Below are 22,158 nucleotides of genomic sequence, written 5' to 3'. Positions count from 1 at the left end.
GGCATAGGTTAGCTGCACAAAGCTAACCTATTACGGTGATGAGGGTATTTGCTAAAATGGCGCTGGTCATTGTATTAACGGCATCATTAATCATTCAAAAATGAGATAAGCTTTACCGTTATGTTCGAGCTTTTGCACATTAGTCCTGTATACCGAGTTGATGTTCTCAACCGTCAGAACACGCTGGCTACTCCCTACCGCTTCGAGTACACCATTGCTTAATAGCACAACATTGTCCGCCCTTCTCAAAGTCACGTTAAGATCGTGATTCGCCACAACGACAGTTGTACCCTGTCCAGTTACAAGATCTATGAGTCTATGAAGGTATTTTTCCTGCCCAATATCAAGTGGGGCCGCTGGTTCGTCCAGAATTAGATATTTGGCTAATGGGTTAATAGGTTTCCACACTTGCAGACAGCAAGCCGCTAACCGCACTCGCTGCCACTCCCCACCAGATAAATGATGAACTGTACGACTCAACATGGTATCCAGATTAAGCAGTTCAACAATAGATAGAATGGCGTGATTTACCTCTTCGCTGTCATCTCTACAATTTGCAGGAATAGATAATGAAAGAAACTGATAAACGGGCATATTGAACGCTGGGCGAGCTGATTGACTGAGATACGCTCGCGTTAATGCGATATCTGGAAGAGATAAGGTCGACAGCGCCGTACCTTCGATAACAATGTCACCTTGATAGTCAATCACACCAGCTAAAGCTGCTAGTAAAGTGCTTTTGCCACTCCCGTTCGGACCAATCACATGCGTTAGTTGTCCCGTTGGGATGTCTATTGTCAATGGCAGTAACCTAGTGCCAATAGTTAGGTTATGAACTTGAATCATGACTCTTCACCAGCATCCAAATAAAGATTGGCGCTCCTATTGTCGTGGTCATCACTCCAACTGGTAGCTCCGCAGAATCCAGTACTAGTCGCGCAAGTATGTCAGAGATCACCAACAATGTTGCTCCCGTTACCGCAGACAATGGCAACAGATAGCGGTTTTCAGTGCCGAAAGCCAAGCGAAGTAGATGCGGGACAACTAATCCAACGAAGCTAATCACACCACCTAAAGCAACCGAACCACCAACCAACAGCGATACGCAAAGGATAAGTTGCCAACGGACGCGATTTACATCTACACCCAATTGCTTAGCGTGCACTTCTCCTACCATCAACTTATCCAAAACCTTACCTTGAAGGCATAGCCAGATACCTATTGGAATCATTAATACCGTGAGAACATGCTGATACCAACTTACCCCGCCGACGCTTCCCATCAACCAGTACATTAACTGGCGAATACTAAGCTCGTCACTGAAGTAGAACGCCCAAGTCACCACCGCGCTAGATAGAATTCCAAGTGCGACACCAACTAATAACAGTCGAGTTGTTGTCAATCTCATGGTTTTGGCCATACTCACCAATATCAAGGTGAAGCCAAGTGCCCCTACCACCCCAGATAACATAAAGCCTAGTGGCGTCGCAGCCGCGGGAAAAGCAAACAAAATAATCACCATCCCTAGACTGGCACCGCCTGAAATACCAAGAACACCAGGTTCGGCGAGTACATTACCTAACAACACTTGCAATGATGCACCTGAGAGCGCGAGCGCGGCTCCAATCGCAGCGGCAGCAAGCAGTCGTGGCAAACGCAAATCGTAGAGAAGACGAGACTCAAGTGCGGTCTGAGGTGAGAAAGGATTAATAAAAAGCTCTCCAACCGATAGGTGGAGTAACGCAAAAATAACTAAGACGCCAGTCATCGCAATAATTAATTTGCGCCAGCGTCTTTGGTTTTGATTCAGTAACTGATTGAATTCCATTTGAGAAGCATAACAGCGGCGATGCAGAACGCCACTGTTTTTCGATCAATCGTAGACCAGCTGGTCATCCTCATAGCGAGTTGCCACTTTTACCACCATCAAGGCAGCGCGTTGGCCAATTACTACTTTCCGATTAGGAAAAACAATCGCTTCATGATCGTTCTTAGCCATTAAAGGTTTATCTCCGTCATGACCAAAGACTTCACCATGTTTAAACTCTGTAAAGTTCTCAACATCATCATCAAACAAGAAGCCAAAATCATCATGGTGACGAACTACAGTGCGTGACACACGATAAATGACTGGCTGCTTCGCTAAATGCTCTGGTGTTTCTTCAGATAACAGATCTCGAGTGGCAATATCAAACGCAAGCAATTTTTCCAGTTCGTTTTCGCCAATTCGCGCTACACGACCAAGCTCCATTGTTAATGCTTGTGCGCCATAATTTTCGGCGGAGAACCAACTAAACGTGCTCGACGGCGCATTGGATAACAGCACCGCATCCATATGAGCGCTCGCGACGTAATCAAACAGAGCCTTGCTTCTTACCGCATGTCGTGAGCGAGGGCTAACGACAAAAGAGTAGTGTTTTGATTCACGAATCGCACAGTGAAGATCCAAGTGCCAGCGACTTGCCTCTTCTGTTCCTTGATAAAACTTATCGACTAATAATCTCAAGTGTTTAGCAATTGCCACCTCACGGTTTACCGCGTGTTCTTTACTACCGAATAATCGATTTAGATTCTCATCAATAAAACGCGTATGTCGGTTGGTAGCCTCTGGATGAGCAATGATAAACAGACAACGAGCATTCAGCTTCAAAAAGCCCGATTCTATGTCTTCCACCATTTTACTGACCAGTTCCATCGGTGCTGTTTCGTCACCATGGATGCCACATGAAATTATGATGTGTTTACTGTCTTTATCTAGATGTTTTGGGGTAACTTCTAATACCCCACGATAACTCAGTTCCATTTTCACTCCATCTGGAGTGTTCAGCGATTTTGCAGTGAACTCAGTTTCGGTTTCCAATGTATCTTTCAGAAATGACTGGCGAAAAAGCGATTTCGTCATGCGCTGCTCCCTATCTAACAGCGGTATGGTAATGAAACATTCAATAAATTTATACGGATATGATCGCGTTTATCGAAGTAAGTCTCGTAACTTTAAGGCAAAACACCTATTTTACCGAAAAATCAATGTTGAGCACTACGCATGTGGTGACATAACTACCCTATCACCACAGACGTTTCAGGCTTTCTTAACTTTCTAGGCTATCCAGCAAAGATTCAAATTCATCCACTTTCAACGCCAACTTAGCCATTCCTTCATTCCAAAATGAGGCTTGAGTGAGGTCTTTACCCATGTGCTTCAACACCACCTCTTCAGCTAAATAAGACCCTGTATCTCGTAACAAGGAAACATAGTCAGGAAAGAATGCCTCTCCTTTGGTTGTACGCTGTGCATAAACACCCTGGCTAAACAGATAACCAAATAAATATGGATAGTTGTAGAAACTCAGTTCGGAGATGCTGAAATGCAGCTTGCTCGCCCAGAAATAAGGGTCGGTTCCTGACATAGAATCACCATACCAATCACGCCATGTACTCGACATAAGTTCGCACAGTTGCTTAGCGTCCAACTCACTTGTTTCTCGGGCTTCATAGAAGGCTTTTTCAAACTCATAGCGCACTGGAATATTAATCGTCAGAGCGTAGGCAGAAGATAACTCCTCCCACAGCATTTCTAGTTTCTCTTCTGTGGTTTGAGCTTGAGCTAATAAGTAATCTCGAACGATGTTTTCAGCAAAAATGGAGGCCGTTTCTGCCAAAGTCATCGGGTAGTGAGTACGACACAGAGGCAAGTCACGCATCACCCAGTTGTGAAAAGCATGCCCTAGCTCGTGGGCTAACGTTAGCGAATCTGAGCGGCTACCACCCCAAGTCATAAAGACCAATGGCGTGCGTGTCGCGGCAAGCTTGGTACAATACGCGCCTAAACGGCGGTTGTTTGACGGCTCCGCATCAATCCAACCATTATCAACCATGGTTTGAACAAACTCCGCCATGGATGGATCGACCTGTTCAAATGCGGCTTTAATAACAGCGATACCTTCTTCAAAAGAATAGACTTGCGCTTCTCCACTGTTTAATGGTGGCATCGCAGCAAGGTGGTTCCAAGGTGTCATCGCATCAAGCCCATGAACGCGAGCCATTAATTTCCCCGCTTTCTGGCCTATTGCTTTACTCTCATTAGCAGCAGACATCATCGCATCCAGTGTTTCTCGTTGAATACGATTCTCGCGCAAGCTAGAGTCTAAGAAATGTTCTTGCTTCGCTTTTGAGCGCTTTTTACCTTCATTGTGTCGCCAACCAGCTAAGGCATTTACGATGGCAGCAAACGACGTTTCATTGGCTTTCATGGCTGATTGAATGCCTTCCCAAGCAGCTTGCTGCTTAGCAAATTCACCACCATACAAGAGACTCGCCGCTGTTGAAAATCCTACGGTTTCAGAGCCGGAGTCGGTTTTGATATCAATGGTCAGTGAGCCAGTAATATTATCGTATAACCTGCCCCATGCATCGCGTCCGTCCACTTGCATCGCTGAAAGCAGTTGCTCTTCCTCAATACTCAGTTGAGTCTCGGCTTTGCGCTGCAATAACTCAATTTGGAAACCTTGCCCGGAGACCGAAGGATTATCATGATTTAGAACTTGTTCTATGAATGATACTTCCGCCAACGCTAGGGTATTTTCATACGGCGTAAACGCCTGCTCTAGCTCTGAATTGAGCTGAGCAATACGTCCAATTAACTGTTTGGCTTGTGTATTTTGCGCATCTGTAGAGGCATAGCAATTTGCCAAGGTATTCACGGTAGCCAACAAAGTGCCAGCCGCCTCCATAGTTTGAATCGCATTTTGCATCGCTGATACATTTTGACGTTCACCACTATGGCTATTCAACAATTCAATAGAACGTTGAATCAAAGCAATGTCTTGCTCTACTTTTGGATCATCTAGGTTTTGATAAGCTATTGATAGATCCCAAACGACTTTGTTCATTGCGATATTTCCCTGTATTAGCGTTTCGCGAAACCTAAACACCGTTGATTTCACGATACCGAGTTAACGGATGCTGACTGCCTTCGACGAGGCACAGCTGCCGTAACTCACTGTTATAGCTTAAAAGAATGTAGAGAGGCCCCGACCGTTTTCACTTTTACATGCGCAGGGAACTCGGAATTAAACTGTAAATGGGTGATAGAGGCATTGCCAATATCAAGCGTTGAGTAGAGCTTTGGATTGGTCCAATCTAAACCAAGAACTTCCGCTAAAATCAATCGAATTACACCCCCATGAGCAACTACCAATGTTGTTTTATTGGGCTGACTAAGTAATGCTAGAAGGCTGTGCCAACCGTGAAGAACACGAGCTCTAAATTGACTTAGTGACTCGGCTTGTGGAAGAGGATAGTTCACCGGGTCACTCCAAAACGGCTCGACGCTCAACCAATCTTGTCTGCTCATCTTATCAAATGGGACACCATCAAAGGCGCCAAAGTTCATTTCAGCCAATTCATCGACATGCACTACATCGATATTCATCGTTTGACTTACCATTTTCGCTAGCATGGCACAGCGCTTTAAAGGAGAAGAGTAGATGTTTTGAATATCAATTTGTGTGGCGGCCAAAGCTGAGACAATGTCCAGGTTGGTATTCTTAGCAACTTCAACATCGGTTACACCGTATAAAGCTGGAGGCGCCGATACTTTGCCGTGACGCATCAATAGAATGTTCTGCATTACTTTCCCTTGTTACTCCGCTCCACAGTTACTTCAAAACCAACGGTAAACCAGCGGCGACAAACACGACTTTCTCTGCGATCTTTGCGATTTGTTGGTTCATACGCCCGCCATTATCCACAAAAAGGCGAGACACTTCGCCCATAGGCACAACCCCTAAGCCGACCTCGTTCGACACCACAATTACATGCGCATCACAATGTGCTAAGGCCCTAACTAAGGTTTCAATTTCCTTCATTAAACCCAGGTCATCACAATCGTCACCCAAGTGGAAAATTTGGTTGTTCAGCCACAACGTGAGGCAGTCAATAAGTACGACATCCGACGATGAGAAGATCGATAATTGCTTCGCCAGCGCCAATGGGCACTCCCACTCTTGCCAGCCAAGTCCACGTTGGCTACGGTGATGCTCAATACGAGCACGCATCTCGTTATCAATCGGCTCAGAGGTTGCTACATAATGCTTAGTAAGTCCCTCATTAGCGTCAATTAACTCCGACACTCTATTTTCTGCAAAGCTTGATTTGCCTGAGCGAGCTCCACCTAATATCAATTCTACTGGCACAGACTACTCCTATGGCACAGTGTATGCGAGCAAGATAAGGTAAACCGACAGCTCAACGATTTGTTGCGCAGCGCCAAGGCAGTCACCTGTGAATCCACCTAATCTCGCCATGAGCCAACGTTTAAACCCTATTCGAAACAAGAATGCCCAAATCACTAAAGTAATAGTGATTTGCATACCCCAATAAACCGCAGGAAGCAGTGCACACACGGCTAGAAAAATAAGCTCTTTTTGTGTTTGTTGATTGGCTAACGGTTTGCTTTTGCTACCCTCTGGATCAGACACATACGGCATCGTCGATATCAACGACGCGGCGACGGCACGACTAAAAACATACGCCAGAATAATAGCGGCAATGAATTGGCTGTGGTTAGCAAGCTCTACAAGAGTGACGAACTTTAACAGTAACACCATCACGAGCGTGCTGACACCGTATGTTCCAAGTCGGCTGTCTTTCATGATAAGCAGCCGTTTTTCGACCGTCATTCCACCGCCAATGCCATCTGCCATATCTGCGAGGCCATCCTCATGAAATGCCCCCGTTAATAGCAAACTAAACACCATTGTTATAACGACAGCGACAGACACTGGAAGCACAGCACTCGCAACAGTAAAAACGAGCGCACACAATGCCCCAATAACAAAGCCCACTACCGCAAAATAACGACCAGATCGATTCATCCGTTCAGCAGAATATGGCGTGTTCTTAGGTATCGGCAAACGTGAAAAAAAACTCAAAGCGAGACAAAACAGTTGCCATTGATAACACCACCACCTGCCAGAGGTTATGTTACTCACACCGTCACTCCAGCACTCTCGAAGCTTGCCATTGAGTTATAAAACTCAGCCGCACATTTAATAAGTGGATACGCAAGCGCCGCTCCAGTCCCTTCACCCAATCTTAGCGACAAGTCTAAAAGTGGCTTCGCATTAAATTGTTCCAACACATAACGATGCGCTGCCTCTTGAGAGGTATGAGAGAACAGTAAAACATCTTCTACGCTCGGTTCTAATTTAGCGGCTATAAGCGCTGCGACGGAAACGATAAAGCCATCCACCAACACTGGAACGCGTCGTTTTGCTGCTTCTAGAAAACCACCCACCATATGAACAATTTCGAAACCGCCCAGTTCGGACAAGATCTCCATAACTGATTTGCTCTGCACTCTATCGACACCTTGTTGAACCAACGCCAGCTTTAATGCCAGCTGCTCGGCATTAATTCCAGTCCCAAGCCCTACGCTCTGTGCTACTGGTAGTTCGGTGATTGCACAAAGCAGCGCTGATGCTGAGCTAGTATTGCCAATACCCATTTCGCCAAACATGAGTATATTCGCGCCACTTTTAATCTTTGACGCGACGATATTCCGTCCCGCTTCGATACCTTGTGTAGATTGTTCAAGCGTCATTGCAGGATGTAAGGAGAAATCATCCGTTCCGCACCCTAAACGACTCAAAACTAAAGTGCCTGAACTATCTGGAACTGGCTCAAGCATTCCACAGTCTACAACGTTGAAAGCTATCGCGTTAGCACGGCAGAAACAGTTAATTGCTGCACCACCGGCAAGAAAATTCATCACCATTTGCTGAGTTACCGCACTTGGTGCAATGCTCACTCCTCGCTCGGCTACACCATGGTCCCCTGCAAATACGATGACATGCGGATTTGATACATCGATACTGGTTGCTAAATGACCTAATGAGAGGCTTCGAATCTTTGCCAACTGAAAAGCGATGTCCTCAAGCTTTCCTAATGCACCTAGTGGCTTGGTCTTTTGGTCTATTCGGTTTTGAATAGATTGATCAAATGTATTCGCTAGCATGATGTCCTTTCTTTATGATTCCACTTACTCTAACTCCCTGCAAAACCTTAAAAATTTGCATTAGAGCCTATGAGCTATACTTAGAGTTCACCTAGTGTACTTATTACGAGATCACAAACCAACTTTAGATCTCACCTAAATCTTGGAAGCATAATCTGAAGGACACCCTTGTATTGCCAAGATCGTATCAACAACCGTAAATTGAAAAGAAGGAATTGAGTTAAATCGGACTAGGTGTTGAGAATAACAACATAACAAAAAGTGAGGAGGCAATTATGCTTACCAATCAAAGAGCTCCGTCAAAAAAAGGACCGCAAAACTGTAACAAGAAACGTTCTAATGTCCCTTTATCGCTGACGTGACCAAATCACTTAACTGCCAGTAAAATAGTAAAGCCCCCTACAATGCTGTAGAGGGCTTTTTAGTGTCCATCACTTTAAGAGGGAAAGTAGACGTGCTAAGTGTCACTAGGTTGCTGAAGTTCAGAAAACAGCTGTGCAAGGCCATCGTCTGAAATCGTTGGGGTGGTTTTATGACAAGTAGAACAATTACTCGGTTTTCCATCACACATTTGGCGCATCATAATATCGTCTAAATTGCGGGTACCTTGCTTGCAATCATGCTCAATCGTTTTAAATACGTGACATTTGTCTGAGTTAGGTATGTCGGCTAACCCAACGATAGAGACTCCTTGCATCCTCGCAAGCACAAGAAGCTCTTCTATCTTCTGTTTTAATTCTTGATTCATATTATTATCCCGACTCTGGCGGTCTTTACCTGTCTATTTATACTAAAGTCTAATGTACTTATTCAATCCAACAACCTTAATCACTTAAATTGATACATTTGTCATATTTCTAAACTATCGCTCTATTTTTATAAAACGCATTGCAAATGGTAGTACTTTGTAACATGCGGGTAAATATATAGCTTACAAGAATATAAAATGGGTTAAATATCACACAATTGAACGACCACTTGTAATACGATGCATGATACTAAACTAACCCTACAAGGCCACTTATTACACCAAAAGCTGCCCATAAGATCGCACTTTAATCTACAAAACAATCAACAATATAAAATTTCACAACGCTGTGAGTGGAATTTAAACAACTGTAAACACAAGCGCTTTCATTTAAGTGTACATTAGAAATGTTGAGTAAATTCGCGCTACACGACAAAATTATCTGACAATTTTTATCATATTAATCATGAGGTTAAATCAGCAACGCAATGACATATACATTCAGGGCACCTTGATACAAATGATGTTTATTCTCAAATAAACACCAGCAACAAATGGAACGAGGAATAAATGTTGCCACCATGTATCCATTTTATTAAATGAACATTGTATTCCGATTTTAAAATATAGTAATTTATGACAGAGAAACCAATTTCATAGCTGAACAATATAATCAGAAAAAGAAAGACACATTTATTACAAGCAGTTGGGAAGGGATGAATATGAGAGCAGTCAAGGAAAAGAACAGCCATACAACGTCAGGCAAAGATGAATCCCTAAATATTGGTGCGACATATTTCAAAGAAGTCGCAGGACACGATCTTCTGAGCGCCGAAGACGAAAGACACATTGCAAGAAAAGCGCGATCTGGAGATACATTAGCGCGACAGCACTTAATCAACTCTAATCTTAGGTTGGTGATTAGAACAGCGAAACGCTATTCAAACAGAGGTCTTGATTTCTATGATCTAATCAATGAGGGAAACATAGGACTCATTCAAGCCGTTGATAAGTTTGACCCTGAGTTAGGCTATCGCTTTTCAACGTATGCTGTTTGGTGGATTCAGCAAGCGATCGACCGAGCGATTATGAACCAAGGCCGAACTATTCGTGTTCCCGTTCACGTAACAAAGCAAATACGTGAATGTAGCAAAGCAGCCCATGAACTCCGTAAAGAAGGTAACCATGAGCCTACGTCCTCAGAAATAGCTGAACGTACAGGCCGCGCACCTGAAGAAGTAAGCAAACTACTCAAGCTCTCTGAGCAGTCCTTGTCGTTAGATAATGGCTGGGATGAAGAAGGCGATAAGAAAGATCATTTGCAAACAATCGATGATGACGATGTATTTGAGCTTCCAGAACAAGATATCGTGACCCAGAATCTAAACAAAGCTCTCATTGATTTGGTGGATAGCTTGCCAGAGAAACAGCGAGTTATCCTACATCATCGCTTCGGACTGCTTAACGATGATCCCAAGACGTTAGAAGAAGTGGGAGAAATTGTCGGCGTCACTCGAGAGAGAGTACGTCAGATCCAAAAAAGTGCTATGGAAACGCTTCGAGATAAACTTAAACGACAAAATCTAACTCGAGCAGAAATTGATTAATTTCGCTTCTATCACAGCACGTTAGCTCAACATTTACTATAGTCCCACTTACCATCAGGTTAGTGGGACTTTTCTTTATGTCATCAAGTTACAATGCCATCATTGCCGGCGCATCAGGATTAGTGGGAAGTAAACTGCTCACACTGTTAGAGCAAACCGATCATATTGAAACCATTTACGCATTATGTCGCTCGCCTCTGGATATACAAACTTCAAAAACGATTCAATTAATGGATGGGGCGCTAAGAGTTACAAACTGGGAGGATTCCTCGCCTACCCCCACTCTTGGGTTTATCTGCCTCGGGACTACCCTTAAGCAAGCTGGCAGCAAAGCGGCGTTGGAAAAAGTAGATTACGACCTTGTCTGTGATGTTGCTCAAACCATGAAAATGATTGGCGTAACACGTATTGCCGTCGTTTCAAGCTTAGGAGCTTCTCCACGATCTCTTTCCCATTACCTCAAGTGTAAAGGGCGAGTTGAACGTCGTATCGAAGGTATGGGATTCGACCAAGTTGTCTTTGTTCGACCTGGACCACTCGCAGGTAGAGAAAAACAGGTCCGATCAGATGAAGTAGCTGTTCAAAAGATATTCAACCTTATATCGCCACTCATGCTCGGCCCGCTTAGATCATACACTCCTATCCCCGCAGAGTCTGTTGCTCAAGTGATGCTCTATAGCGTAATTGAACATCATGATGCGAATTGCGTCGCATATAATTCTGCAAATATGTTGGATATGCTTTCTAGTTATCAAAACTAGCTCGAATATATATTAAACGACATATAACGAATTGCTCTAACTAATGACATTAATTTATTGTTAACGATTACAACAGATCGGTACTTTAGCCATCTACACTTCTAATTACCTTATGCTAAATAAGGTTTATACGTCAGATGGATAAAAGGATATTTCAATGTCAATTGCGGTTGTCGCAGCGCTAGCGATATTTTTAGGCATACTCTATTTTTTGTATGGACAGCAACAAAAGAAACACACCCTTTCACGTCTTGTTTTGTTCGGTTTGGTTTTAGGTAGTGCTTTCGGACTCGGATTGCAATTGCTACTAGGTGAAGGTCACGCAGCTATTTCCGAAACCCTTGAATGGGTTAACGTTGTAGGCAGGGGCTATGTCGGTCTTCTAAAAATGATCATCATGCCTTTAGTCTTGGTCTCTATGATTGCCGCTGTGGTAAAACTGGAAAAAGGTGGCTCTTTAGGCAAAATTAGTGGCCTGACGATTTCAGTGCTTCTTGCTACGACTGCCGTATCCGCGCTTATCGGTATTGCAGTCACTCAAGCATTTGGTTTAAGTGCTGAAGGCCTCACTGAAGGTGCACGTGAAACGGCTCGTATCGCGATACTAGAAAGTCGCGTCGATCGTGTAAGCGATCTCACAATTCCACAAATGCTGGTTAGCTTTATTCCAACCAATCCATTTGCTGACCTAACCGGTGCCCGCTCTACTTCTATTATCGCCGTCGTTATTTTTGGGGTCCTTACCGGTATCGCTGCACGAAAAGTGATGGCCGAAAAAGAAGAGCTTGAATCACCGATTCGCACTTTTGTCGATGCAACGCAATCTGTTGTTATGCGTCTGGTAAAAATGATTATGGCGTTAACGCCTTATGGCATTGCGGCTCTGATGGCGAAAGTTGTCGCGACTTCAAGTGCAGGTGACATCTTAAATCTACTTGGTTTTATCGTTGCGTCTTACTTAGCCATTTTCTTAATGTTCTTGGTTCACGGTTTCTTGGTCTCACTTGTTGGTGTAAGTCCAAAAGAATATTTCCAGAAGATTTGGCCAGTACTAACTTTTGCTTTCTCATCTCGAAGCTCTGCTGCGACCATTCCATTGAACGTAGAAGCACAGGTTACCAAACTTAACGTACCACCAGCTATTGCTAACTTATCAGCATCATTTGGGGCGACAATTGGCCAAAACGGCTGTGCCGGTATCTATCCTGCAATGTTAGCCGTGATGGTTGCACCAACCGTCGGTATTGACCCAATGGACTTTAACTTCATCCTGTCGTTGGTTGCCATTATTACTATTAGCTCTTTTGGTATCGCGGGTGTCGGTGGTGGCGCAACATTTGCGGCTCTAATCGTACTACCAGCTATGGGGTTGCCCGTCACTATCGCTGCGTTACTTATCTCCATTGAACCTTTAATCGATATGGCGCGTACCGCACTGAATGTCTCTGGCGCAATGACGGCAGGTACCATTACTAGTCGTCTGCTCAAGAAGAAACAACCTGAACTCAAGCAAGCTAACGCATAACAATAGCTCAAGTCATTCTAACGAAGCGGCCTTTTTGGCCGCTTTTTTTATTATTAATTTCAGTGCGTTAAAATTTATTTCGACATTTATCGAAATATTTATTGATCTCAACTTAAATAGTTCTATAATTCCAAACATATCGAATCATTAGGACTGACTAATATGAACGCTGAATTTTTAGAAATGGCCAAAGAAACCGCAAACATGTTTGCCTTTCTTGCTACCGAACTTATCATTCTTTTCTTGGCAATAAGCTACATTGTTGGAGTACTACAAGAATTCCTAACACCTGAAAAAATCCAATCTATTTTGAGCTCGAAAAACGGAAAAGGTTACTTTGTTGCTGCCCTACTTGGCTCAATTACACCGTTTTGCTCATGCTCAACCATTCCTTTCCTAAAAGGATTACTGAGAGCAAGAGCCGGATTTGGCCCGATGATGGTTTTCTTGTTTGCTAGCCCACTGCTAAACCCTGTAATCATTGGTTTGTTTGTAGTGACATTTGGAATTAAAGTCGCCGTGTTCTACTTCTCTATTGCCATGCTTGTTTCAGTAACTGCGGGCTACGTTTTAGAGAAACTGGGCTTTGAGCGTTACGTAAAACCTGAAGCGTATCAAGCAAACTCAGCAGCGAGTTCATGTGGCACATCATGTGGCGATGCTGAATCCGCAAAAGTTGAAACTTCTTCTTGCGGCACATCTAGCGGCTGTGGCACTTCTGCAAAGCCAGTTGTAACGCAGGCGAAAGAGTCGTCATGCAGTGCACCTGTGGCTGCGAATACAAGCTGCAGCTCTAGCGAGGAACCAACCATTACCGACATCAAGAGCGACGGTAGTGCGTGCTGTGGTAGCACTTCAGCAGAGACGAAAGAAGATAGCCGTTGGTTACGTATTTGGAAATCGACTTGGAGCGACTTCAAACAAGTATTCCCATATCTAATGATTGGTATCTTGTTAGGCTCATTCATCTACGGGTTTATCCCAACTGACCTTATCGCACAATATGCTGGTGAAGGCGTGTGGTATGCGATTCCAATTGCAGCTGTTATCGGTATTCCACTATACATTCGTGCAGAAGCGGTTATTCCGCTAAGTGCAGCTTTGGTTCAAAAAGGTATGGCATTAGGTTCTGTGATGGCACTCATCATCGGCAGTGCTGGCGCCAGCTTAACAGAGGTTATCTTGTTGAAATCTATCTTCAAGAACCAAATGATTGCCGCTTTCTTAGTCGTTATCTTAGGCATGGCAATTAGCGCAGGCTACCTCTACAGCTACCTATTTGGTTAACACAACTTAGCAAACTTTAAAGCGCTGCTCGGCAGCGCTTTTTTCTTTAATTTTCGATAGTTATCTTCAAAATTACCACGCAAAACTTCATTTAATGTCTATAGTTTCTTATGAGTTGGTATCTTCAACGTAAGGGATTATGAACGACAAGGCCAAATTTGCGACAAAGGTAGCACTCAGTCTTACCCTCGCTTACCTCATTCCATTTGCATTAGGTTGGCCTCAGGCTTCTACTGCGGCTACCACTGTTATGCTCATCGCATCAACAGGAAGCCAACGTGAATCATTAGAGAAAGGAACCTTAAGAGTACTTGGAACCATAGTTGGTGCCGTTATTGGGTTGTTACTAGTCGGTATGTTCGCCCAAGATCGTCTGTTATATATGCTATGTGTTTCTGTTGTAGCATCCTTTATCTTCTATTTTAAAAATGCCTATATAAAAGATCCGACGTTATTCATGTTAACAGGTGTCATGACCTTAATGATGTCAAACGGGGGAGATGCAGAAGGTGCATTTTTATATGGCGTAGACCGTGCGCACATGACCGTGTTTGGTGTCATTATTTACACCTTGGTAGGCACATACCTGTTCCCAAGCAAAACAGAACAAAATCTTCGCCGTATGACCCACGACGTCGTATCGCTCCAAAAACAGATCCTCGAACGCCTCTCGCCACCAATCAATACAATATCTCATGTAACAGATTCGGAACAAGCATCTGAACCATCTTCAGACGATAATCAGCCCCCCACTCTAAATGACTTAATTGAGAAGTTGTACGCGAGTCAAACCGCCTTAGAAACTCGCTTTTCTACCGAGAGTAAAGAATGCAGCGATGTGTCCGCTTACCTCCTGGAGTGGCAACTCACGCTTCACTACACCAAACAGATAACCAATCTGCTGATAGCAACTTCTAGTTCCAACTTTCTGCAAGGTGAGTCTCAGAAATTTATCACCAATTACGACGAGTTTGTCGCCGATATTCAGCAATTATTCGAACAGTGTGAACACTACCTCCGAGCATCAGACGAGGGGTTAGAGTATCGTTGGCAAGAGCGCAAAGTCACCTTAGACCTAGACTCTCTCAGTAACCATCCTCATCTATCTAAGAGTTCTGCCATTACCTTGGGGTATGTGCTCAACCGCCTTCATACCAGTATTTCGCGGTTGACCGAAACCGTTAGTTGTATCGATTCCATTACCAAGTCAGTGTCATTTGACGAAAAGCCACGGAAAAGTGCTGGAGCTTTCCTATGGTGGGATGCAGAAAACTTTAAGACATCGATTAAAGTCTTTGTTACCTACTGGGTAGCCGCTTTTATCTGGATCTTTTTCAATCCTCCGGGTGGGTATAGCTTCGTAATTTTCTCCACCATTTTTGTTTCTTTACTCTCTTTCTTACCCGTGCATCCTAAATTACTGGGCTTTCTATTTACGTTCGGGTTTATCTTTGCCGTTCCCGCTTACGTTTTTGTTCTTCCCACACTGGAACTTGGCATCGAACTCGCCCTTTTCCTTTTTGCGTATACCTTTATTGGCTTTTATCTGTTTAAAGGCCCCATTACTATCTTCTTTATGATCGGCCTTTTTATTCTCGGTATCGACAACGTCATGAATTACCATTTTGGCATTCTCCTTACCATCATGATGTTGTTCTATCTCGTGGTACTAATGCTTGTGTTCGCCCATTACTTCCCTTTCTCAAGTAAAGCCGAACGCCTATTCCTATTGGTAAGACAAAGACTTTTTACTCATGTTTATCATTTAGTCGTTAAGCTTCAAACGCTAAACCACTCACCCCTGACTAACTTAGCAATTCAATTACATCTAAAAACGGCCAATGTTGCAGCTAAAAAACTCACACTGTGGGCAAATAAGATAGATCTCAACTACTTTGACAAGAACGACCACTTATCACTGACTACCTACACAAAGCAGTGTCGTAATCTAACAGATCATCTAAATACACTCGTCATCGCGCAAACTCATCTGAAAAATAACCCATTGATTACTAAGCTTAGAAACGAGTACACAGACGAAAGCTTGCTAACGTTAATACGTACTCATAACCGTGATCAAAGAGAGCGTGTACAAACGCTTGAAGACGTGCAATGCGAATACGCTAAAACAGAGGCCATTCTCGATGTGTTTTTTCAGCAGTTAGACCCTAAACAGTACGCTCAAAAAGACATTGCAGAGTTCTATATCTTCCTCAGCTTAAAACGAAGTGTTTTTGAGTCTCTGATTAAAGCGGAAGAAGCGGCTCAGAATGTCGACCTCGATAACCTCAAAATGCATCGATTTTAGGAAAGGTAGTAATGATTTCTCATCTCACAAAGCCCTGCTTTATTGCCTTAGCCACGTTGTCTATGACGGCGTGTACTACGCTTGGTCCAGATTTTACACCGAGTCAAGAAACCCAACTTCCGTCATCGTGGAACGATTCGGACACACAAGCTAGCATGGACTCAACCGTAAAATGGTGGGAACAGTTTAACGACCCTACTTTGAACAAACTGGTTGATATTGCCTCTCAACAGAATTTAGATGTGGAAGCAGCTGGTTTTAGAATCTTGCAAGCGCGTTCAGTGCTGGGTATCGCCGATGGATTGCAATACCCTCAGCTGCAATCCATATCTGGCAACCTAGCCAAAGCTTACGCCAACGAAAGTTCATTCAACAATGCGGCCTTGAGCTTTGATGCGGGTTGGGAGATGGATGTTTGGGGAAAATATGCGCGAGGAATTGAATCAGCCCAAGCTGGTTATTACGCCTCCATCGCTTCCTACAACGATATTTTAGTGACCATCACCTCTGAAGTTGCAAGAAACTATATCAATTACCGAACGTTCCAAGAACGCATACTACTTTCGCAGCGCAATATCGAAATTCAAGAGCGGGTAGTTAACATTACGCGAGTGCAGTTTGAGTCCGGCAATGTCACCGAACTCGACGTTCAACAGGCGCGCAATCAACTCTTCACCACCAAAGCAGCCCTACCGGGACTGACGGTGGCAATGTTGCAAGCCAAGAATGCGTTGGCGGTGCTACTGGGCACGCTGCCTGAAGAAATAGAACCAATTCTTAAGTCAGATATGGAGCAAAAACTGGTTCAATTTGAGCAGCGTTTTAAGGCATCTGGCTCAAAAAGCGCTATTTCAGAAAAGGGAGATGGCTCTATCGTTCCAGAAACCCCAGTATTAGCCAATCTTGTTGACGCTAGTTTGGTGATGCGCAGACCAGACTTACAAGTCGCAGAGCTTCAAGCTCATGCCCAAAGCGCACAAATCGGTGTTGCTGAAACGGCGTTGTACCCGAGCTTCTCCCTTTTTGGATCCATAGGCATTAACAGCTCTGTACCTTCAGGCAGTAGTTTCAGCTTCAACGATTCGCTGACTTTAGTGGCCGGACCCGCAATGAGCTGGAACATTTTTCAATATGGACGAGTGAAGAACAATATCCGTTTTGAAGACTCGAAATTCCAAGAAACCCTAACCAATTACAACAAAAAAGTACTGCAAGCGGTTCAAGAGGTAACGAATGCAATGGAAGCCTACGATTTGTATCGAGAGCAAAAATCCCTGCGCCTGGAGTCCGTAAACGCATCAGTTCGCGCGTTTAATATCTCACTCACTCAGTATGAAAACGGACAAATCTCATTTGAGCGTTTATTGAACTCCGTGGAAAAAATGACTCGAAGCGAAGACAGTTACGCGCAAATTAAAGGAAACGTCGCTAACCAAGTTGTCGCCTTGTATAAGTCTTTAGGCGGCGGTTGGCAAATTAACTCAGGAAAAGCGTTTGTGTCACCAGAGCATGTTGAACAGATGAATAAGCGCACCGATTGGAGTGACCAATTACAGCAAGAGAATGTTGCTCTACCTTCATTAACGCTGCGCACAGGTGCCAAACCACCAGCAGCGGACAAGGAGGATAAATAGATGCCACATGAAATGTCATGGGGAGATATTTACTTTTCTCCTTTGGTGTTAGTCCTGATTCTCGCACTCATTGCGACTTGGATAACCGTCGTGATTCTAAACAAGGTGAAGCTATCGAGATTCATCGCCTTTCCTTCGCTCACATTCTTAGCAATCCTCGTGTTGTATGTCATTGCTATCGACCATTTCTATTTAAGGTTTTAGGAGCTCGTCACTATGAAAAAATCTATCATTATCATCCTAAACCTGATTATCCTTGGTGGCGCTGGGTGGTTTGGGTATCAGAAGTACCAAGACTACTTCAACAACCCTTGGACACGCGATGGGCAAGTTAGAGCGAATATCATCAAGGTTGCCCCAAGAGTCTCAGGTCCTATTGTCAACGTGGCTATTATTGACAATCAACAAGTCAAACGAGGCGACCTGTTATTTGAAATCGACCCGGAAACCTATCAAGTTGCCCTCTCTCAAGCCGAAGTGGCTTTGCAACGCGCCATCATCAGCTCAAAGGGAAAGAAAATCGAGTACGACCGTTTACTCGACATTCGTAAAAAAGACAAAGGAGCAGTCTCTCATAAGGACCTCATTCGTCGCGAAATTGCCTATCAGGAGTCACAGCTTCAAATCAAAGCTTCAGAGGAACAATTAAAATCCGCTCGCCTCAATCTTAGCTATACGCGCGTTGTAGCTTCGGTGGATGGCTATGTCTCCAACCTTGATATTCGAGAAGGAACTCAGGGTGTCGCTAACCAACCTCTTGTCGCCCTGATTGATGAAAACAGTTTCTGGGTATTTGGCTTCTTTAGAGAGAACCAACTACCGCGAATACACCCTGGTAGCCAAGCTAAAGTGACTTTGATGTCGCATCCAGATGAACCTATTAATGCCACAGTCGATTCTATCGGCTGGGGTATTGCTCCCAAAGACGGTACGGTTGGTTATAACCTGTTGCCCAACGTCAATCCTGTCTTCCAATGGATTCGCCTCGCCCAGAGAATCCCTGTTCGTGTGTCGTTACATGAACTCCCTGAAGGAGTGCATCTGCGATTTGGATTATCAGCGTCGATTATGGTGATGGAACAAAATGAAGACTAGGGAGAAACGATAATGGAGATGGGGAATCGGTTAAAAAAGATCAATGAAGACAATAATTTCTTCTATCTTACGGTGGCGTTAATCGCGTTACTTATCAGCTCAGCATTGGCCGAAATCGTTGGACAAGGTGTAATAGATCATGTTCTTCAACTGTTTATCATCGTCACTTTCGTTGTTTGCCTGGCCAGTCTACGATTCGATAAAGGATGGTCACGATTTTTGATAACGCTGGTATGCCTATGGATCTTAGCGACGTTGGCAAAAGTCGTTTTCGAGCGCAGTGAAATGGACTTTGTTATGCTTGCTCTCACCTTTTCATTCTTCTTTGGCACTTTTAAATCAACTGCTAAACAAGTGCTCTTCCACGGCAAGGTCAACACCAACAAAGTCATTGGTTCAGTAGCATTATTTTTACTACTCGGCTTAATGTGGGCTATCGTTTACTTAATTATTATCGAATATTCCCCACAAGCCTTTACGGGGCTCGAAGCCATTACGTGGGGAGAGAATTTCTCTAACGCAGCGTATTTCAGCTTCGTTACGTTAACAACGTTAGGTTATGGCGACATCAGTCCAATCACGCCGTTGGCCCAAGTCGTCGTGTATTTAGAGGCCATTGTCGGAGTGTTCTACATGGCAATAGTCGTATCAAGTTTGGTAAGTGCAAATATTGAAAACAGGGAAAACAACAATGGATAGACAAACTGAACAGCGTCAAAGCAAGCTCTTTGTCAATAATATGGTGGAATCGGCCATTCGTATTGGCTTACTGGTGATCTTGTTGATCTTCACCTACGATATCATCAAACCTTTTATCATTCCCGTGCTCTGGGGCTCAATCATAGCCGTCGCCTTGTTGCCATTGACTAAAAAGTTAGAGCACTCACTAGGTGGCAAACGCGGATTAGCCGCTACTCTGGTCTCCTTAATCGGTATTTCTTTGTTGGTGATCCCTTTTGTCATGGTTTCTGGTTCAATTTACGAGGGCGTGGCTCATACCACTGAAGTAATACAAAGTGGTGAGATAAAAATCCCGGGCCCCACCTCTAAGGTCGCTGACATCCCTGTCGTTGGTGACAAGCTGTATAGCATTTGGAACCTGTTCGCCACTAACATGGAAAAAGCCATACAGCAGTTTTTACCTGAGATTAAAGGCTTTCTAGGCACGGTTGCATCCATATTAGGCGGTGCATTGACAAGCTTGATTATGTTCATCATTTCCCTCGCAATTGCCGGTGGATTTATGGCACATGCAGAGAAAATTTCAGGAGCGTTAGAAACCGTCGCAGTAAGAGCGGTTGGGAAAAAAGCTGAACAGTGGGCCAATTTAATGGCAGCAACCATTCGCAGTGTGTTACTAGGTGTTGTCGGTGTGGCGTTTATTCAAGCGGCAATCATCGGTGCTGCGATGTTTGTGTTTAAAGTTCCAGCCGCCGGTTTGCTTACGCTAGCAACATTGATACTTTGTATCGCACAGTTACCCGCTCTACTTATCGTTGCACCGGTGATTTTCTACGTTTATTCCACAGGTGATGGAACCAGCACAACACTATTTACCATTTGGGCATTGGCAGGTGGACTCTCCGATAACATTCTCAAGCCTATGTTGATGGGACGTGGCGTTGATGTGCCGATGCCAATTATCTTAATCGGTGCCATTGGTGGGATGTTGTTCGCAGGAATTATTGGTCTATTCCTTGGCGCTATTATTCTCGCCATTTGGTATGAGTTGTTCTTATTCTGGATTAATTACGAAGAGCAGACCGAGTTATCAGAAGACGACGCTGAGGCAACATCTGAAAGTAAGACGAAAGCCGAAAATAGCTAATACAATGAACAACGGATAAAAAACAGCCGATAAAGTCACTAAACTTTATCGGCTGCGTTGTTTAAGGGCTGCGGAACGTTACTGGTGTTCGCTTAGGACATTAGCGAGCACATCCACTGCTTTTACAAGCTCTTCTGGCGTTGAGTTAGTGAAGTTCAAGCGAAGTGCCGAAGGCTGCCCGTTTGCCTCTGGATAAAATACTGGGCTAGGAACCACGGCAACACCTTTTGACAACAGCACCTTAGCTAGTTCAAACGTATCGCACGAAGGAATCCCAACCCAAATAAACATACCGCCATCGACAGAGTTCAACGTACAACTCTCAGGTAACTTAGCTTCTAATGCTTCAAATAGAGTTTGATAACGCGCCTTATAAATCTCTTTTACTGACTCCAAGTGGGCGTCAAAGTCATCATGTTTTAGCAAGCCCAGTAGCGCGGCTTGCATCGGAATACTGGAGTGTAAATCGGCACCTTGTTTGATCTTAATAATCGGCTCAATATAGCTCTTCTTGCCAGTGACCACACCGATACGAAGGCCTGGAGAAGCAATTTTAGAGAACGAACGGAATACAATGGAGTGGTCGGGACAAAAGGTCGAGACCATTGGCAACGCCTCACCGGTAAATCGGAGTTCGCGGTACGGGGCATCTTCAATAAATGCCACATTGTATTGAATGCAAAGCTCCGCGACTTTTTGACGCGTTTCCAGTGTCCAACAAACACCAGTCGGATTGTGGAAATCTGGTACTGCATAAAACATTTTTGGCGCGTTGATTTTAAAGCACGCCTCAAGTTGTTCTAGGTTAGGACCGGAAGCCACTTGTGACACCGTCACGATATTCGCCCCGACTAATCCGAACACTTGCATAGCCCCCAGATAACTTGGTGCTTCCATTACGACCGTATCGCCCGGATTAATGTACGCTCTCGCCACCAAATCAAGACCTTGCTGAGAGCCTGTACAAACAACCGCACTGTGATTGCTTAGTAGTTGGTAATAGTCCGATAGGAAATCGAGTAACGGCGCATACCCTGCTGTGGTTCCGTACTGGAACACCTCTGGCTTATCGCATAACCCTTCGAACGTAGAGCGCATTAACTCAATGGGAAATGTATCCGGATCTGGCAATCCTCCAGCCAAGGAAATGACGCTTGGATCGCTGGCTGCACTCAGAATTTCACGAATATAAGATGAAGGGACATTTTGAAGAGAGCGAGCGATTTCCATATATTTCCTTACTAATACAACCAATAGCCGGGCATTATTTTAGATTAAGCACAATTAATGACGTGAATAGAGAGATTTAAACTACCTCGCCATAAAGAAAAATCAGCTTACACGCTAT

At 44.1% G+C, this 22,158-nt stretch carries 20 protein-coding genes; 10 read left to right on the top strand and 10 right to left on the bottom strand.

Annotation, left to right across the window (positions count from 1 at the left end; genetic code table 11):
• Positions 1–90: 90 nt before the first annotated feature.
• The 9 genes from btuD to AWH66_RS07720 all read right to left on the bottom strand — a co-directional run bounded on the left by btuD (position 91) and on the right by AWH66_RS07720 (position 8,765).
• Positions 91–846, bottom strand: a complete 756-nt coding sequence (gene btuD / locus AWH66_RS07760; protein ID WP_063605415.1) for a vitamin B12 ABC transporter ATP-binding protein BtuD — start codon at positions 844–846, stop codon at positions 91–93.
• On the bottom strand, positions 830–1,828 hold the full coding sequence (gene btuC, locus AWH66_RS07755) for a vitamin B12 ABC transporter permease BtuC (protein ID WP_063605416.1): 999 nt from the start codon (positions 1,826–1,828) through the stop codon (positions 830–832). The genes btuD and btuC overlap by 17 nt, the downstream gene beginning before the upstream one ends.
• Before the next feature lie 45 nt (positions 1,829–1,873).
• Complete coding sequence (locus AWH66_RS07750; RefSeq protein ID WP_063605417.1) at positions 1,874–2,902, bottom strand: succinylglutamate desuccinylase; 1,029 nt, start codon at positions 2,900–2,902, stop codon at positions 1,874–1,876.
• Positions 2,903–3,089: 187 nt separating this feature from the next.
• Positions 3,090–4,889 (bottom strand): M3 family oligoendopeptidase, encoded by a 1,800-nt coding sequence (locus tag AWH66_RS07745; RefSeq protein WP_063605418.1) that lies wholly within the window; start codon positions 4,887–4,889, stop codon positions 3,090–3,092.
• A 113-nt stretch (positions 4,890–5,002) separates the two neighbouring features.
• A complete protein-coding gene (locus AWH66_RS07740) occupies positions 5,003–5,629 on the bottom strand; it encodes a histidine phosphatase family protein (protein ID WP_063605419.1) in 627 nt (208 codons plus the stop codon).
• A 28-nt stretch (positions 5,630–5,657) separates the two neighbouring features.
• Positions 5,658–6,194, bottom strand: coding sequence for a bifunctional adenosylcobinamide kinase/adenosylcobinamide-phosphate guanylyltransferase (cobU, locus tag AWH66_RS07735; RefSeq protein ID WP_063605420.1), 537 nt, complete (start codon positions 6,192–6,194; stop codon positions 5,658–5,660).
• A 9-nt stretch (positions 6,195–6,203) separates the two neighbouring features.
• Complete coding sequence (locus AWH66_RS07730) at positions 6,204–6,992, bottom strand: adenosylcobinamide-GDP ribazoletransferase (RefSeq protein WP_240495599.1); 789 nt, start codon at positions 6,990–6,992, stop codon at positions 6,204–6,206.
• Entirely contained in the window at positions 6,989–8,017 is a 1,029-nt protein-coding gene (gene cobT, locus AWH66_RS07725; RefSeq protein WP_063605421.1) for a nicotinate-nucleotide--dimethylbenzimidazole phosphoribosyltransferase, read from the bottom strand. The genes AWH66_RS07730 and cobT overlap by 4 nt, the downstream gene beginning before the upstream one ends.
• A gap of 457 nt (positions 8,018–8,474) precedes the next feature.
• Entirely contained in the window at positions 8,475–8,765 is a 291-nt protein-coding gene (locus tag AWH66_RS07720) for a hypothetical protein (protein ID WP_063605422.1), read from the bottom strand.
• Between the two features lie 722 nt (positions 8,766–9,487).
• Between AWH66_RS07720 and AWH66_RS07715 the strand changes: the two genes are divergently transcribed.
• From AWH66_RS07715 to AWH66_RS07670, 10 genes are all read left to right on the top strand, one after another.
• Complete coding sequence (locus AWH66_RS07715; protein WP_063605423.1) at positions 9,488–10,372, top strand: sigma-70 family RNA polymerase sigma factor; 885 nt, start codon at positions 9,488–9,490, stop codon at positions 10,370–10,372.
• 77 nt (positions 10,373–10,449) lie between these two features.
• The gene (locus AWH66_RS07710) at positions 10,450–11,133 is read left to right on the top strand and encodes an NAD(P)H-binding protein (protein ID WP_063605424.1); all 684 of its coding nucleotides are present in this window, start codon (positions 10,450–10,452) and stop codon (positions 11,131–11,133) included.
• A 157-nt stretch (positions 11,134–11,290) separates the two neighbouring features.
• Positions 11,291–12,658 (top strand): L-cystine transporter, encoded by a 1,368-nt coding sequence (locus AWH66_RS07705; protein ID WP_063605425.1) that lies wholly within the window; start codon positions 11,291–11,293, stop codon positions 12,656–12,658.
• A gap of 162 nt (positions 12,659–12,820) precedes the next feature.
• On the top strand, positions 12,821–13,945 hold the full coding sequence (locus tag AWH66_RS07700) for a permease (RefSeq protein ID WP_063605426.1): 1,125 nt from the start codon (positions 12,821–12,823) through the stop codon (positions 13,943–13,945).
• A gap of 139 nt (positions 13,946–14,084) precedes the next feature.
• Complete coding sequence (locus AWH66_RS07695) at positions 14,085–16,253, top strand: FUSC family protein (RefSeq protein ID WP_063605427.1); 2,169 nt, start codon at positions 14,085–14,087, stop codon at positions 16,251–16,253.
• Positions 16,254–16,264: 11 nt separating this feature from the next.
• Entirely contained in the window at positions 16,265–17,887 is a 1,623-nt protein-coding gene (locus AWH66_RS07690; protein ID WP_063605428.1) for a TolC family protein, read from the top strand.
• Positions 17,888–18,091 (top strand): DUF1656 domain-containing protein, encoded by a 204-nt coding sequence (locus AWH66_RS07685; RefSeq protein WP_038228314.1) that lies wholly within the window; start codon positions 17,888–17,890, stop codon positions 18,089–18,091. It abuts the gene before it with no gap.
• A 12-nt stretch (positions 18,092–18,103) separates the two neighbouring features.
• Positions 18,104–18,982: an HlyD family secretion protein gene (locus AWH66_RS07680; RefSeq protein ID WP_063605429.1), complete on the top strand. Its 879-nt coding sequence runs from the start codon at positions 18,104–18,106 to the stop codon at positions 18,980–18,982.
• A gap of 12 nt (positions 18,983–18,994) precedes the next feature.
• The gene (locus AWH66_RS07675; protein ID WP_063605430.1) at positions 18,995–19,681 is read left to right on the top strand and encodes a potassium channel family protein; all 687 of its coding nucleotides are present in this window, start codon (positions 18,995–18,997) and stop codon (positions 19,679–19,681) included.
• On the top strand, positions 19,674–20,810 hold the full coding sequence (locus tag AWH66_RS07670) for an AI-2E family transporter (protein WP_063605431.1): 1,137 nt from the start codon (positions 19,674–19,676) through the stop codon (positions 20,808–20,810). Before AWH66_RS07675 ends, AWH66_RS07670 begins: the two co-directional genes overlap by 8 nt.
• A 78-nt stretch (positions 20,811–20,888) precedes the next feature.
• On the opposite strand, the gene AWH66_RS07665 is transcribed toward AWH66_RS07670, so the two are convergent.
• Complete coding sequence (locus AWH66_RS07665) at positions 20,889–22,040, bottom strand: aminotransferase-like domain-containing protein (RefSeq protein WP_063605432.1); 1,152 nt, start codon at positions 22,038–22,040, stop codon at positions 20,889–20,891.
• Positions 22,041–22,158 lie beyond the last annotated feature (118 nt).

It is taken from the genome of Vibrio barjaei, assembly GCF_001639065.2.
GTDB lineage: Bacteria > Pseudomonadota > Gammaproteobacteria > Enterobacterales > Vibrionaceae > Vibrio > Vibrio barjaei.
The sequence above is the reverse complement of the archived record's forward strand: the minus strand, read 5'-3'. Positions and strand labels throughout refer to the sequence as shown.